Source organism: Micromonospora gifhornensis, from assembly GCF_016863515.1.
GTDB lineage: Bacteria > Actinomycetota > Actinomycetes > Mycobacteriales > Micromonosporaceae > Micromonospora > Micromonospora gifhornensis.
The window spans coordinates 150,334-165,101 of record NZ_BOPA01000011.1; the positions used below are offsets into that span (position 1 = coordinate 150,334).

At 72.4% G+C, this 14,768-nt stretch carries 11 protein-coding genes; 1 reads left to right on the forward strand and 10 read right to left on the reverse strand.

Translation table 11 applies throughout. The features are described from left to right. Positions 1-106: 106 nt before the first annotated feature. From nudC to Vgi01_RS07045, 9 genes are all read right to left on the reverse strand, one after another. Positions 107-1,120: an NAD(+) diphosphatase gene (gene nudC, locus Vgi01_RS07005; RefSeq protein WP_233196829.1), complete on the reverse strand. Its 1,014-nt coding sequence runs from the start codon at positions 1,118-1,120 to the stop codon at positions 107-109. After that, positions 1,117-2,442, reverse strand: a complete 1,326-nt coding sequence (locus Vgi01_RS07010) for a M16 family metallopeptidase (protein WP_373306887.1) — start codon at positions 2,440-2,442, stop codon at positions 1,117-1,119. Before Vgi01_RS07010 ends, nudC begins: the two co-directional genes overlap by 4 nt. A 17-nt stretch (positions 2,443-2,459) precedes the next feature. Continuing rightward, positions 2,460-3,773: a M16 family metallopeptidase gene (locus Vgi01_RS07015; RefSeq protein WP_204290492.1), complete on the reverse strand. Its 1,314-nt coding sequence runs from the start codon at positions 3,771-3,773 to the stop codon at positions 2,460-2,462. Positions 3,774-3,859: 86 nt separating this feature from the next. Next, positions 3,860-4,048, reverse strand: a complete 189-nt coding sequence (locus tag Vgi01_RS07020) for a hypothetical protein (protein WP_102658356.1) — start codon at positions 4,046-4,048, stop codon at positions 3,860-3,862. Positions 4,049-4,275: 227 nt separating this feature from the next. After that, on the reverse strand, positions 4,276-4,479 hold the full coding sequence (locus Vgi01_RS07025; protein WP_013735772.1) for a cold-shock protein: 204 nt from the start codon (positions 4,477-4,479) through the stop codon (positions 4,276-4,278). A 233-nt stretch (positions 4,480-4,712) separates the two neighbouring features. Then, the gene (locus tag Vgi01_RS07030) at positions 4,713-8,057 is read right to left on the reverse strand and encodes an ATP-dependent helicase (RefSeq protein WP_204290493.1); all 3,345 of its coding nucleotides are present in this window, start codon (positions 8,055-8,057) and stop codon (positions 4,713-4,715) included. 26 nt (positions 8,058-8,083) lie between these two features. Further along, positions 8,084-11,401, reverse strand: a complete 3,318-nt coding sequence (locus Vgi01_RS07035) for an ATP-dependent helicase (protein ID WP_373306892.1) — start codon at positions 11,399-11,401, stop codon at positions 8,084-8,086. 463 nt (positions 11,402-11,864) lie between these two features. Continuing rightward, the gene (locus tag Vgi01_RS07040) at positions 11,865-12,410 is read right to left on the reverse strand and encodes an LOG family protein (protein WP_013735775.1); all 546 of its coding nucleotides are present in this window, start codon (positions 12,408-12,410) and stop codon (positions 11,865-11,867) included. Between the two features lie 4 nt (positions 12,411-12,414). Further along, complete coding sequence (locus Vgi01_RS07045) at positions 12,415-13,251, reverse strand: LOG family protein (RefSeq protein WP_102658359.1); 837 nt, start codon at positions 13,249-13,251, stop codon at positions 12,415-12,417. Positions 13,252-13,391: 140 nt separating this feature from the next. On the opposite strand from Vgi01_RS07045, the gene Vgi01_RS07050 reads away from it, so the two are divergent. Beyond that, the gene (locus tag Vgi01_RS07050) at positions 13,392-13,544 is read left to right on the forward strand and encodes a hypothetical protein (protein WP_199180208.1); all 153 of its coding nucleotides are present in this window, start codon (positions 13,392-13,394) and stop codon (positions 13,542-13,544) included. Positions 13,545-13,611: 67 nt separating this feature from the next. Here Vgi01_RS07050 and dapE read toward each other — a convergent pair whose 3' ends face one another. Next, a complete protein-coding gene (gene dapE, locus Vgi01_RS07055; protein WP_102658360.1) occupies positions 13,612-14,685 on the reverse strand; it encodes a succinyl-diaminopimelate desuccinylase in 1,074 nt (357 codons plus the stop codon). Between the last annotated feature and the right edge of the window lie 83 nt (positions 14,686-14,768).

The following is a 14,768-nucleotide window of genomic DNA, read 5'->3' on the forward strand; positions in this document are numbered from 1 at the left end:
GTTCCTCACCCAGCCGACCACGACGGCCCGTGTCCCCGGCCCGTGACCGCCGCGGCAACGACGGTCACGGGTCGGGGCCGCACTCCCCCGACAGGTTCCGCCCGTCTCAGCAGTGGCCGTCGAACCAGCGGTGGATCAGGAACAACGCGATCGACGACGGTGGGGGCAGGCGTAGCTCGGCACCGCCCACGTCCACCGGCCGACCGGCCAGCGCCGCGCCGATCTCCTGCCGGGTGAACCAGCGGGCCTCGGCGATCTCGGCGGCATCGACCCGTACCGGATGCGCCGGGTCCGCGGTCGCCAGGAACCCGAGCATCAACGAGCCGGGAAACGGCCACGCCTGACTTGTCACGTACGTGACGTCGGTGACCGGGACACCGACCTCCTCGTGGACCTCCCGCAGCACCGTCGCCTCGGCCGACTCGCCGGGCTCCACATAGCCGGCCAGGCAGGAGAAGCGGCGTTGCCCGGGGGTGCTCGGCCAACTGGCGTTGTTGCCGAGCAGGCACCGCCCCTCGGCGCCGTCGACACCGTCGTGCACCAGCACGATCATCGCCGGATCGGTACGCGGCCAGATCCGCTCGCCCCGGCTGTCCACCCGGGACCAGCCCCCCTCGTTCGTCCGGGTCGGCTCGCCCGTGACGGGGTGGTACAGGTGCCGCAGGTGCCAGTTGGTCAACGCCAGTGCCGTGGTGAACAGGCCGGCGTCCCGGTCACCGAGCAGGTGGCCGATCTGCCGCAGGTTGACCGCCCGGGTGTCCGGCGCTATCGGCAGTTCGGTGTGTACGCAGAACACCGGCACGCCGTCCGGCTCCACACCCAGGAACATCGCCTCGGCAGCGAGCTCCGGCGGCAGACCGTCGGCCTCGACGAGGACCAGGCTCGGCAGGTCGGTGTCGGTACGCACCAGGGCGCGTCCGCCGGCCTCGACGTCCAGCACCAGCACCCGTGCCCCGCTCCAGGCCCCGGCCAGCCAGTCGGTGTCGGTGCGCCGGTGCGCCGCCCGGTCCAGCGTGGAGCGGGCCAGCGGCGGAGCGGCCTCACCGCCCGATCCGGTGCCCTGCCCGACGCCACCCCGATCAGTGCCACCGCCCGAGCGGGTGGCAGCTCGCGGAATCATGCCGGCACCGGCGCGGTCTCGATCGAGGTCAGGGTGCCCAGTGAGTCCGCGATCCGCTCGGCGTCGCCGAGTACCACGGTGACCGCCCGCGACGGGGCGAGGTGACGGGCCGCCACCGCGGCGACGTCGTCGACTGTCGCCTTGGCCAGTCGGGCCGCGTGCTCGGACAGGAAGTCCAGGCGCAGTCCGTTGCCGGCGTACGCACTGACCAGCGACGCCAGCCCAGCCTGGGTGGAGACCCCCAGTTGGAGGGTGCCGAGAGCGTACTGCCGGGCCTGCTCCAACTCCTCCTCGCTCGGTGCCAGGGTGGCGAGCCGACCCAACTCGTAGTGGGTCTCCAGCAGCGCCGGTGCGGTCACCTCGGTGGCCACCTCGGCGGCGGCCATCAGCAGCGAGCCGGCCACCGAATGCTCCACGAACGAGTGCGGGCCGTACGTGTAGCCCTTGTCCTCCCGGATGTTCTCCACCCAACGCGAGGAGAAGTAGCCACCGAAGATCAGGTTGGCCAGTTGCAGTGCGGCGTGGTCGGGATGGGTACGCGGCACCGCCGGCAACGCCATCCGCAGCGACGACTGCACCGAGCCGGGCCGGTCGATCAGCAGCAGCGGACCGGGCACCAGTGGCGGGGCAGGTGGCGGCGTGGCGGAGTGTCCGTCACCGCTCCAGCCGCCGAGTGCCTTCTCGGCCGCGTCCAGGGCCCGCTCCGGCCGTACGTCGCCGACCAGCACGAGGACCGCACCGGCCGGGTGCACCCGCTGGGCGTGCAGCGTACGCAGGGCCGCCGGCCGGACCGCGCGTACCTGCTCGGGCTCCGGCGTCTGCACCGCGTACGGGTGCTTGCCGTAGATCCGCTTGAGCAGCGCGGTACGGACCAGGTGGGCCGGCTGGCTGCGGGCGACCTGAATGCCGTCGATCATGCGGTCGCGTTCGGTGGCCACCCACTCGGCCGGGTAGTTGGCGCCGGTGAGCACCTCGGCGAGGATCTCCAGCAGGCGATCCAGACCGGTGGCCAGGCCGGTGCCGGAGAGCATCAGCCGATCCGGGTCGAGCCCGGCGGAGAGCCCGCCACCGATCTTCTGCAACTCGGCGGCGATCTGCACACTGCTCATCGTCTCCGTGCCGGAGAGCAGCGTCTGCGCGAGCAGTTGGCCCCGGGCCAGGTGCGCACGGCCGAACGGCATCCAGAGCCGCAGCTCGACGAGCGGCACCGCCGAACGGCGTACGGCGATCACGGTGAGCCCGTTGCCGAGCGTCCGCTCGGCCTGGCTCGGCAGCTTGAGCCGACGGGTCGGACCGAGCGGCGGCAGGGCCCTCGCACTCAACGGGCTGTCTCCTTCGTTCATGACCGGCCACCGCCGGGGATGACCTCGACAGATGCGCGGCGCTCCGGGCGCAGGGTGGCGGCGGCGGCGCGGATCTGCTCGTCGGTGACCGAGCCGACCAGCCGGGGCAGTTCGTTGAGCAGTCCCGGCTCACCGCGTTGCTGCTCCAGCACCGCCATCCGCAACGCGCGGCCGAGCACCGCGTCGGTGTCGCGCAGCAGGTGGGTGGCCATCCTGGCCTGGGTACGGGCCAGTTCCCCGTCGGCCAGCCCGTCGGTGGCCAGCCGGTCCAACTCCTCGTCGACGGTGCGCAGCACCTTGTCCACATCGCCACCCGGCGGCAGGTGCGCCTGCAACAGCAGGGCCGTGGGGTCGCGCACGTCGAACGGGTCGCCCAGGAAGCCCAGGTAGCCGCCGACGCTTGTCACCGTCCGGTCGCGCTGCACCAGCCGTTCGACCAGCCGGGAGGCGTCACCGTCGGTGAGCACCTCGGCCAGCACCACGTACGGCAGGTAGGCGGCGAAGTCATTGATCGGGTCGGGCACCCGCCACCCCGACGCCACCGCCGGTAGCGGCGCCAACTGGTCGGTGTACGCGGTGCGCCGCTCGACCGTCAGTTCCGGCTCGGCGAAGTCCGGGCGTTGCGGCGCCGGGCGGGCCGGCACGTCACCGAAGTGCCGCTCGATCAGCGTGGTCGCCTCGGCCACGTCGATGTCGCCGCTGACCGCCAGCACGGCGTTACCGCTGGCGTAGTAGTGCCGGAAGAAGTCGGCGGCGTCGGCGACGGTGGCCGATTCGAGGTCGACGAAGGAGCCGTAGCCGTCATGTGCGTTGGGGAAGGTGTCGAACATGACCGGCGGCAGGGTCAGCCACGGGAACCCGCCGTACGGCCGGTTGAGCACGTTGACCCGGATCTCCTCCTTGACCACGTCGACCTGGTTGCGCAGGTTCTCCTCGGTCAACCGAGGGCCGCGCATCCGGTCGGCCTCGAGGAACAGCGCCCGCTCCAGCGCGTTGCTCGGCAGGGTCTCGAAGTAGTCGGTGTAGTCCAGGTGGGTGGAGCCGTTGAAGGTGCCACCGGCACCCTGCACGTGCCGGAAGTGCGCGAGCTTCTCCAGATTCTCCGAGCCCTGGAACATCAGGTGCTCGAAGAGGTGGGCGAAGCCCGTACGCCCCTCGGGCTCGGAACGGATGCCCACGTCGTAGACGACCGCCACCCCGATGACCGGGGCGCTGCGATCGGGGGTGAGGACCACCCGCAGGCCGTTGTCGAGAGTGAACCGCTCGACCGGATACCTGGTCGCTGGGATTTTCGCTTTGCGCGTCGGCACGGTCCGACCCTAGCGTCTCGACGGCTACGCGCGGGAGGAACCGTTGTGCGCTGGTGCCGAGGCCGGCCGTGCCGTGAGTGCCGGAATCAGCCGGCCGTGCTGACCACGGACTCGGGGGGAACCGGTGGACCCTGGAGATCCACCAGACTGGAGGGCGCGGACCCGCCGGGAGTGACCGGCCAGGGCGTGAACGCCGCCACTGTGGCCAGCAGCAGTCCGACGACCGCCATCGCCACCACCAACAGCAGCTCACGTGCCGCCGCCGAGCCCACCATAGGTCCTACCTCCCCCGTGCCAAGCCGCATCTGCGCTTGCCCCCCGAGGCCAGCCTCACCCGGCCCGGGAATGCTGACAGTCAGCCACCCGACGCTTCAACGACTGATTCCCGACTCAGGATGCGGAGGAGTGCGCCCGAATGTGCGAACGGTCGGGTCACACCGGCCAGACGTTCACCGGACGTGACCCGACCGTTCGCGATCAGGAAGTGTGTGTCGCCCTGAGGTCAGAGCGGACGGATGTTCTCCGCCTGCGGGCCCTTCTGGCCCTGGACGACCTCGAACTCGACCCGCTGGTTCTCGTCCAGGCTCCGGTAGCCGGAGGACTGGATCGCCGAGAAGTGGGCGAAGACGTCAGCGCCGCCGCCGTCCGGGGTGATGAAACCGAAGCCCTTGTCAGCGTTGAACCACTTGACGGTGCCAATAGCCATGCTTGTTACGTCTCCTTGACGGAACGTCGATCCCGCACCTGTTGCGGGATCGGAGAGAGGAGTGCGCCGGGCGGACCTGCCCGGAACACCTGTCGCTTCTGGTCGCCCCGCCCGGAGAACTCCGGACACAACAAAGTGCGCCTGGGGCTAAGTTCAACCAGGCGCACACAGAGCTGGTAACCAAAACTCGCAACGCGAGGCACGTTACCAGCGCTCCGAGCCCGCAGCAAGTGTCACGACTGCGGAATCGAGGTGATCAACGCGGTGAGGCCGTCGAGGTCGAGCAGATCCGCCGGGCGTACCGTGACCCCCTCCCGCACGTAGTGGAAGGCCGCGCCGACCCGGTCGACCGGGACCCCGGCCAACTCCGCCCAGGCCAGCCGGTAGACCGCCAGCTGCACCGCGGCCACCTCCGCGGACGCGCCGCTCGGGCGGGCACCGGTCTTCCAGTCGACCACGTCGAAGCGGTCCCCCGGTCGGCGGAACACCGCATCCATCCGGCCCCGCACCACCACACCGCCGATCACCGTGGCGAACGGCACCTCCACCTCGATCGGCGTCCGGTCGGCCCACTCGCTGGCCAGGAAGCGCCGCTGAAGCTCGGCCAACGCCTCGTCCGGTGCGGCGTCCTCGTCGGCCGCCCCGGGCAACTCGTCGGTGTCGAGCAGCCGGTCCGCCCCGAAACGCTGCTCCAGCCAGGCGTGGAAGGCGGTGCCTCGGCGGGCGTACGGGTTGGGTTCGGCGGGCAACGGCCGGCGCAGCGTACGGGCCAGGGCCGCCGGGTCCCGGCGCAGACTGACAAGTTGCGTCACCGACAGTTGCTCGGGCAACGCCACGTCGATCGGGCCGGACAGTCGGCTCAGCTCCGCCCGCTCGGCCAGCAGCAGATCGGCCTCCCGCCGCCACCGGGCCACCTGCGGATCCGAGGCGGCGGAGTCGTCCGGCCCGCCTTCCCCGGTGAGGAACCGGCGCACCAGCGCCGCCGCCTCGGTCAGCGCCGGCCGACGTACCCCCAGCGGATCCGCCGGCCACTCGGCGCGCAACACCACCTCGGTGGTCGGGTTGACCGCGTCGGGCGTCGGCTCGGGCGTCCACTCGTCGACCAGGTGACCGGGCCCGCCGTCCAGGCAGGTGTCGTGTATCTCGCGCAACAGCGCCGACGGCCCACGTGGGCGTTTGGTGCCCTCCCCCCACCAGTGGCCCGAGCAGAGCAGCAGTCGACGCGGGCGGGTCACCGCCACGTACGCCAGCCGCCGTTCCTCCCGCTCGTCGTGGGCCCGCCAGGCGTCGGTGAACTCCGCCATCGTGCGGGCCACCGCGCGTTGATCGGCGGCCTCGGCCAGGGCCAGCTCGGGTAGCCCGTCGGCGTCACCGCGCAACGGGAACGGCAGGACGCCCAGGCCACCGAGCCAGTGATCGGAATTGCGTACCGGCCCCGGCCACACTCCCCTGCTCAGCCCGGCCACCGCCACGACGTCCCATTCCAGCCCTTTCGCGGCGTGCGCGGTGAGGATCTGCACCGCGCCCTCGACCACCTCCACCTCACCGGGGGCGAGCCCACGCTCCTCGTCCTCGGCGGCGGCGAGATAGGCCAGGAACCCGGCGAGGGTGGCCCCCGGCGTCTCCCCGCTGAACCGGGCGGCCACGTCACCGAGGGCGTCCAGGTGGGCGCGGGCCAGCCCGGCGTCACCGGCGCCCTCCCCGCCGGCCCGTACCGCCACCTCCACGTCCAGGCCGGTGGTCCGCTCGATGTCCGCGATCAGCTCCGGCAGGGACTGGTCCAGCCGGTAACGGAGCAACCCCAGTTCCTGGGCGTACGCGCGCAGCCGCGCATACCCCTCGGCCGAGTACGCCTGCGCCGGGCCGAGGTCGGCCAGCGCCTCCACCAGGGTCGCCTCGTCCAGGCGATCCGTGACGATCTCGGGATCGCCGTCGTCGGCGAGTTGACGGCGGGCGGCGGCGATGGCCTTGGCCCGGCGGTGCAGGGCGACCAGATCCCGTGGCCCGATCCGCCACCGGGCACCTGTCAACAGGCGCAGCAGGGCGGCGCCGTCGGTCGGGTCGGCCAGCACCCGCAACGTGCACACCACGTCGCGGACCTCGGGGGTGTCCAGCAGGCCGCCGAGCCCGACCACCTCGACCGGTAGGCCGCGCTCGCGCAGCGCGGCGGCGATCGCCGGGATCTGGCTGCGCAGCCGGACCAGCACCGCCGTGGTCGGGCGGGCGGCGACCGGGATCTGCTCGGGCAGCGCTGCGGGCATCCGGGCCGCACCCTGCCAGGCCGCCAGCAGGCTGTCGGCGATCCAATCGGCCTCGTCGGCGTACGTCGACAGCAGCGCACAGTGCACGGTGCCGGCGGCTGCCCCGCGCGGGCTGCGGTGTGCGATGGGCTCGTCGACGCTGAGCGCGGCGTGCAGTTCCGGCACCCGGGCACCGGCTGCGCGCAACGGGGTGGCAAGCGCGTTGGCCACCGCGAGGATCTCCGGACGGTTGCGCCAACTGGTGGTCAGCCCGAGCACCCGGGCGGGGCTGCCGTCGCTGCCGACGAACTCGGTCGGGAACCGGTCCAGGGTGCCGGCGCTGGCACCCCGCCAGCCGTAGATGGACTGGCAGGGGTCGCCCACGGCGGTCACCGGATGCCCGTCGCCGAACAGCGCCCGCAGCAGCACCACCTGGGCGTGGCTGGTGTCCTGGTACTCGTCGAGCAGCACCACGCGGTAGCGGTCCCGTTCGATCTCGCCGACGCCCGGATGGTCGCGGGCCACCCGGGCGGCGCGGGCCAACTGGTCGGCGAAGTCCATCGCCTCGAAGTCGTCCTTGCGCCGGGCGTAGGCGCGGACCAGCGGCAGCAGCTTCAGCCGGGTCTGCTGAAGGGCCAGCGCCTTACGTACGTCGGCGTAGATCCGGCCGGGGCGCGACTGCACGTCGGCGAAGAACCGGCCGGTCCACGCGGCCAGGTCGTCCGGCTCGACCAGGTGCTCGTCCAGCTCACCGGCGAGGGCCAGCACCGCGTCGGTGACCGTGCTGGGCATCCGGTCCACCTCGGACATGTCGCCGTCGTAGTTGCGCACGATGAGATCCACCAACTGCCACCGGGACGCCTCGGTGAGCAGCCGGGTGGACGGCTCGTAGCCGGCCCGCAGGCCGTGCTCGGTGACGATCCGTCCGGCGTACGAGTGGTAGGTGGCCACCGTCGGCTCCCCGGCCAACGGGTCGTCGAGCGAATCACGCCCGCGCCGACCGAGGCGGCGGATCAACTGGTCGAGCCGGGTACGCACCCGGTGCCCCAGCTCACCGGCGGCCTTGCGGGTGAAGGTGAGGCCGAGCACCTGCTCCGGCCGCACGTACGAGTTGGCCACCAGCCACACCACCCGGGCGGCCATCGTCTCGGTCTTGCCCGATCCTGCGCCCGCCACCACCAGCAGCGGTTCGACGGGCGCGGCGATGATCGCCGCCTGCTCTTGGGTCGGTGCCGGCAGGCGGAGCAGCTTCGCCAACTCGACAGGGGTGTAGCGCGGACCGGAGTCGGCCGCCCGGGGCGCCGGGGCACCGGAGCTGAACAGCGCGGGCTGGGTCATGCTGCCTGCTTCGCCGGCTGGCACGCTCACTCCTCGCGCTCGGGACGACGCATGGTCGGCGGCTCGACCACCTGTCGCCCCTGCCCGGAGACCGGGCAGCTGGTACGCACCGGGCAGACCCGACACTTCGAGTTGGCGACCGCGGCGAAGGTGGACGCGGCCATCGTATCGGCGGTGCGGCGTACCAGGGCGGTGGCCCAGCCGGCCTCCGGGCCGTCGGTGGCCGGCGGCTGGGACTGCTCCCGAGCGTCGCGCGCACCGGTGCCGAGCTGCACCAGGGCCGCGCCGCCCGACTCGTCGCCGAACTCGGCGAAGGCCCCCGCCTCCACCGCCGCCTGGTACGCGCCGAGCTGCGGATGCTCGACCACCTCGCGTTCGGTGACGGTGGTCGACTTGCCGGTCTTGAGGTCGATCACCACCAACCGGCCGTCCTCGTCCACCTCCAGGCGATCCACCCGACCGACCAGGTCGACGGGCCGGTGCGGGTCGTCGAGGCGGACCGCGAACTCGTGCTCGATGGCGAGCAGCCGACGCGGGTTGGCGGCCAACCAGCGCAGTAGCTTGTCGACCATCGCCTCGGCGCGGGCCCGCTCCGGCCCCACCATCCAGCGGGCCGCCAACTCGATCGCGTCGAACCGGGCGGCGACGTACTCCAGCAGGGCGCTGCGGTCGGCGCGGGCGTCCTCGGCGAGCATCGCCGCCGCGTGCACCAGGTTGCCGACCCCCTGTGCGGCGCTGGCAGGTGTGCTGCCGCCGTGCCGTTCCAGCAGCCAACGCAGGCTGCACCGCAGCGCGCTCTCCATGCCCGACGGGGTGACCCGGACCGGTTCCCCCTCCTCGACCAGCGGCCGGTCGTCGGACAGCGGTCGCAGCCCCCACCAGTCGTCGGGATGCGCCCCGGACACCCCGGCGGCACCCAGCCGGGCCAGCTCGGCCGCCGCCGCCTGCCGCCGGGCCAGCGGCGCGGCCGGATCGACGAGCGCGGTACGCAACTCCGCCACCAGGGCGGGCAGGGTCAACGCTCGCGGTGGCCGGCTGACCGGCAAGGTACGCGGCCCGCCCGCCTCGCTGACCGACGCCGCACTGTCGGAGGTCTCACTGACCGACGCCGCACTGTCGGAGGTCTCACTGACCGACGCCGCACTGTCGGAGGTCTCGCTGTCGGAGGTTCCGGTGCCCGCCGTCGCGTCGGTGGGGGTGTCGCCGGGGCCGAGTTCGTAGAGGAATCGGCTGGGTTGTTCGTCGTGGTCGTCGCCGCCGACCGAGGCCGAGGCGACCGCGCTGACCAGCAGGCGACGTCGGGCCCGGGTCACCGCGACATGGAACAGCCGTCGCTCCTCGTCCAGCAGGGCGGAGGTCTGCCCGACCATGGTGGCCACCGTTCCCGCGCCGTCCGCCCGGCCGGCCAGCACGTCCACCAGCCGTTCCGAGCCGAGCAGGCTGCCGCGCAGCCGCAGGTCGGGCCAGACGCCCTCCTGCACACCGGCGACGGCCACCAGGTCCCACTCCAGCCCCTTCGCGGCGTGCGCGGTGAGCAGCCGTACCGCGTCGCCCCGGTCGGCGGTCGGCGCGAGGGTGTCGGCGGGCAACTCCTGCCCGAGCACATGGTCGAGGAAGACCTCGGTACGCGCACCGGGCAGCCGGTCGGTGAACCGGGCGGCGGCGTCGAAGAGGACCATCACCGCGTCCAGATCGCGGTCGGCCGCCTCCGCCCGACGACGCCGCGCCAGATCGCCTTCGCCGGACACCGACGGCCCTCGGGTCAACGCCGCCGACCAGAGTTCGGCGAGACCACTGGCCCGCCAGACCGCCCAGAGCACGTCCTCGGCGGTGGCGCCCGGCCGAGCGGCCGTCTCCCGGGCCACGGCCAGCAGCCCGGCCACCGTCTGCGCCGGCTCGGCCCAGCGCCGCTCGACACCGGCCAGCTCGGCCGGATCACGCAGCGCCTCGATGATCAACTCGCCGGAAGGGCGGCGATCGCCGGCTGCCAGCGCCAGAGCCCGCAGGCCCTGGCGCAGCCGCCGCTCCGCCAGCGGATCGGCACCGCCCAACGGTGAGTGCAGCAGCGCGACCGCCGCCTCCTCGTCGAGCCGGTCCGGCTCCAGCGCACAACGCAGCAGGAGCAGCAGCGGCGCGACTGCCGGTTGCAGATGCAGCGGCAGGTCCTCGCCGTGCACCACGGTCGGCACACCGGCCGCGTGCAGGGCGCGGCGCAGCGTGGGCAGTTGCCGGCCGGTGGACCGCACCAGCACCGCCATCCGCGCCCACGGCAGCCCGCCGAGCAGGTGCGCCTCACGCAACGCGTGCGCCAACCAGGCCGCCTCGCTGGTGGCCGACCGGAAGGTATGGATCTCCATCGAGCCCGGTGGCGTGCCCGGCACGGGACGCAGCCGGCGGTGCGCCGCCGGACCACGCAGCCGCCGCGCCAGTCGGGCGGAGGCGGCCAGCAGCCGCTCCCCGCAGCGGTAGCTCGTGGTCAGCAGCACCTGGGCGGCCGGCGCACCGGACGCCGTCCGGAACCGGTGCGGAAACGTGGTCACGCCGGTCGGGTCGGCACCCCGGAAGGCGTACGTGGACGAGTCCGGATCGGCGAAGGCGACCAGGGTCAGACCGCCCCCGGCCACCGTCTCCAGCAGATCGCGCTGGGCGGGGTCGGTGTCGGCCAGCTCGTCGACGTAGACGTACGCCAGCCGACGCCGCTCGACGGCCAGCAGCTCCGGATCGTCACGCAGCATCCCGGTGGCCGCCCGGACCAGCTCCGCCGGGTCGTACGCGACCGATCCCCGGTTGGCGACGTCCCGCAGCGCCAGCACGGCCACGTACTCGCGCAGGAACCGGGCAGCCGCCGGCCAGTCGTCCCGACCCAGCTTCTCCCCGAGCCGCGCCAACTCGACCGGACCCACCCCCCGCTCGGCCGCCCGCATCAGCAGGTCACGCAGCTGTGCTGCGAAAGCGCGGGTACGCAACGCCGGACGCAGATCCTCCGGCCAACCGACCGGGTCGTCGCCGGGCTCCTCCCCGACCACGTCCAGCAACTCACGAATGATCAGATCCTGCTCGGGCCCGGTGAGCAGGCGCGGCGACGGCTCACCCCGCTCGGCCGCCGCACGCCGCAACAACCCGAAGGCGTACGCCGGGAAGGTACGCACCAGCGGCTCGCGCAGCACCCGCTGCCCATCGGCGGCGATCCGCGCCTCGATACGGTGCCGCAGGTCGGCAGCACCCCGCCGGCTGAAGGTGAGGACCAGGATCCGCTCCGGATCGACCCCTTCGGCGACCCGACTGGCAACCGCCTCGACCAGGGTGCTGGTCTTCCCCGTGCCCGGTCCCCCCAGCACCAGCATCGGCCCGTCGGTGTGCGCCACCACCTCGGCCTGCCCCGCATCCGCCACCCACCCCAGCCCACCCCGCAGCCCAACGCCCCGCGCCGAGCCGCTCTGCGGGCGAGAGGCCTGCGTCGGGCCGGGCTGCTCGGGAGAGCCTTCACCAGCGGGCGGCGAGGTGGGCGCTGGCGCAGTCGACGGCGGGTCGGCGACCGGAAGAGCCTGCGCCGGGGAGCGCCCGTCGGTCGGGCCGTCTCCCTCGGTCGGCCCCCCGGGCCGACGCACCAGCCGGTACGCCTGCATCCCGACATCCCATCACGGGCCTGCGACACCCCCTGCCGCGCCACACCCCCGGAGTTCCGACGCACACCGCGACCTCGACGCGCCATCACACCTGCCCCACCCAGCGTGACCGTCCATGATCACCCTCGACCCCTGCCTGACCCAACAGCAAGAAGGGCAGGAACGGGGCAGGAGGGGGAGGTCAGGTGAGGCGGGATTCGAGGAGGTCCAGGGCGGCGGGGAGGGTGTCGGCGAACTGCAGGAGGTTGAAGCCGCCGGGCTTGAGGAAGTTCTGCGCGGTCACGTTGCGCAGCCACTCCACCAGGGGCGAGTAGAAGCCGTCGGTGTCCACCAGCACCATCGGCTTGCGGTGCAGGGCCAGGGTGGCGGTGGTCCAGACCTCGAAGAGTTCGTCGAGGGTGCCCAACCCGCCGGGCAGCGTGAGGAAGGCGTCCGACTTCTCGATCATGACAACCTTCCGGCTGGCCATCGAGTCGGTGACCACCAGCTCGTCGGAGGCCAGGTCGGCGACCTCCAGGTCAACGAGCGCCTGCGGGATCACGCCGATCGTCCGGCCACCGGCCGACCGGGCCCCGTCGACAAGTGCGCCCATCATTCCGACGCAGCCGCCGCCGCTGACCAGGGTGTGTCCGCGCCGGGCGATCTCCGCGCCGGTGGCGGTGGCGAGGTCCAGCCAACGCTGGTCGAGGGTACGGGAGGAGGCACAGAATACGCAGATCGCAGCCACTCGGTCAGCGCTCTGACTCTTCTGCCGCCGCCTGCTGGTCCGCGGCGGTACGGGCCACGGCCTCCTCGCGTACCACCTCCTGCTCGGTGCTGAGCGCGGCCTCGGCCTCCACGATGTGCCGCACCGCCTCGGCGATGTCGTCGGTGACGCGGATCAGGTCGAGGTCGACCGGGCCGATCTTGCCCTCCACCGCCATGGTGTCGCGCAGCCAGTCGAGCAGCCCCCGCCAGTAGTCGCTGCCCATCAGCACCACCGGGAACCGGGTGACCTTGCCGGTCTGCACCAACGTGAGTGCCTCGAACAACTCGTCCAGGGTGCCGAAGCCACCGGGCAGCACCACGAACGCCTGGGCGTACTTGACGAACATGGTCTTGCGGGCGAAGAAGTAGCGGAAGTCGATCGCGAGGTCGACCCACTCGTTGATGCCCTGCTCGAAGGGGAGTTCGATGCCGAGGCCCACCGAGCGTCCGCCGGCCTCGCTCGCGCCCCGGTTGGCCGCCTCCATCACGCCCGGGCCACCCCCGGTGATCACCGCGTAGCCGGCCCGGGCCAGGGCCGCGCCGACCGCCTCGGCGAGCTGGCACTCCGGGCTGTCCGGTTTGCTGCGGGCCGAGCCGAAGACGCTAACCGCCGGCGGCAGGTCGGCGAGGGTGTCGAAGCCCTCGACGAACTCGGAGAGGATGCGCAACGCACGCCAGGAGTCCTTGGTCCGCCAGTCGGCTCGGGCCCGCGAATCCAGCAGCCCCTGGTCGGCGGTGCTGGTGGGAATAGCCTGCCGGCGCATCGTGACGGCGCCTCGATGCCGCTCCCGTCCTGGTTCGCGGTGGTTGCTCTGCTCCATGGGAGCAACCGTAGTGGAGCCGGGCCGCAGAACTCGGCAAACACTTTGTGATCTTGTGCAACCAAATCGCTTTCCCAGGCGTCGTACTATTCACATACCGGGTATGCCCCGGCGCGCGGCTTCGGGGGAGGAGACAACGCGTGATCAACAACAACGAACGGATCCGGATCCGGCGACAGATGCAGCGGCGCATCCGCGACGTGGTGGCCGAGCGTCGCCGGGAGCGGCTGCTCGAAACCGCTCCCGAGCCTGACGCCGAACCCGCCACCGACTCCCAACTCACCGCCGTCTGACCGAAAGGCACAAGCCTTCCTGTCAGACGCCGGCAAACCGACGGTTCGGGCGTTCGACGAACCAGGTTCAGGCGCCGGCAAGCCAACTGTGCAGGATGGCCGCGCCCTCGCGGATCTTGCCGATCTCCACGTGCTCGTCCGGGTGGTGGGCCAGGTTCGGGTCACCGGGGCCGAAGTTGAGGGCCGGGATGCCCAGCGCCGCGAAGCGGGCCACGTCCGTCCAGCCCAGCTTGCCGATCGGGGCGGCACCCACCGCCGCCAGGAACTCCCGCGCCGGCGGGGCGTCGAGCCCCGGCAGGGCGCCAGGCGCGCAGTCCGTCACCGCAAGCTCGTACCCCGCGAGCACCTCGCGCAGGTGCGCCTCGGCCTCGGCCGGCGTACGGTCCGGCGCGAAGCGGTAGTTGACCTCGATCTCGCACCGGTCCGGCACCACGTTGCCGGCGACCCCACCGTGGATGCGCACCGCGTTCATCCCCTCGCGGTAGTCGCAGCCGTCGATCGTCACCCGTCGGGCCTGGTACTCGGCGAGCCGGCGCAGCACGTCACCGGCGGCGTGCACGGCGTTGACCCCGTGCCAGGAGCGGGCCGAGTGGGCCCGGACGCCGGTGGTGACCACCGTCGCCCGCATGGTGCCCTGGCAGCCGGCCTCCACCACCCCGTGAGTCGGCTCCAGCAGCAGCGCGAAATCGGCCTGGAGCCACTCCGGATGTGCCGCGGAGACGAGGGTGAGCCCGTTGTACCGGGACTCGATCTCCTCCGCCTCGTAGAAGAAGTACGTCACGTCGTGGCGCGGCTCGGCCAGGGTCACCGCGAGGTGCAGGGCGAAGGCCACCCCGGATTTCATGTCCGAGGTGCCGCAGCCGTACATCAGGTCGCCGCGCATGGTCGACGGGAAGTTGTTGTTCAGCGGAACGGTGTCCAGGTGCCCGGCCAGCACCACCCGCGAGCCCCGGCCCAGGTCGGTACGGGCCATCACGGTGTTGCCGTGCCGGTACGTGCTCAGGTGCGGTACCGCCCGCAGCACCTCCTCCACACAGTCGGCGATGGCCTTCTCGTTGAGGGACACGGACTCGATGTCGACCAGGGCACGGGTCAACGCCACCGGATCGGCGAGGACCTCGGGGGTGAGCGGGTTCTCCATGGTCCGCACGGTACCGTCACAACTGGCTACCGCGAGACGCGAGCCCGTGAGCCCGTGAGCAGCTGGCAACGAGAGGTGAGTAC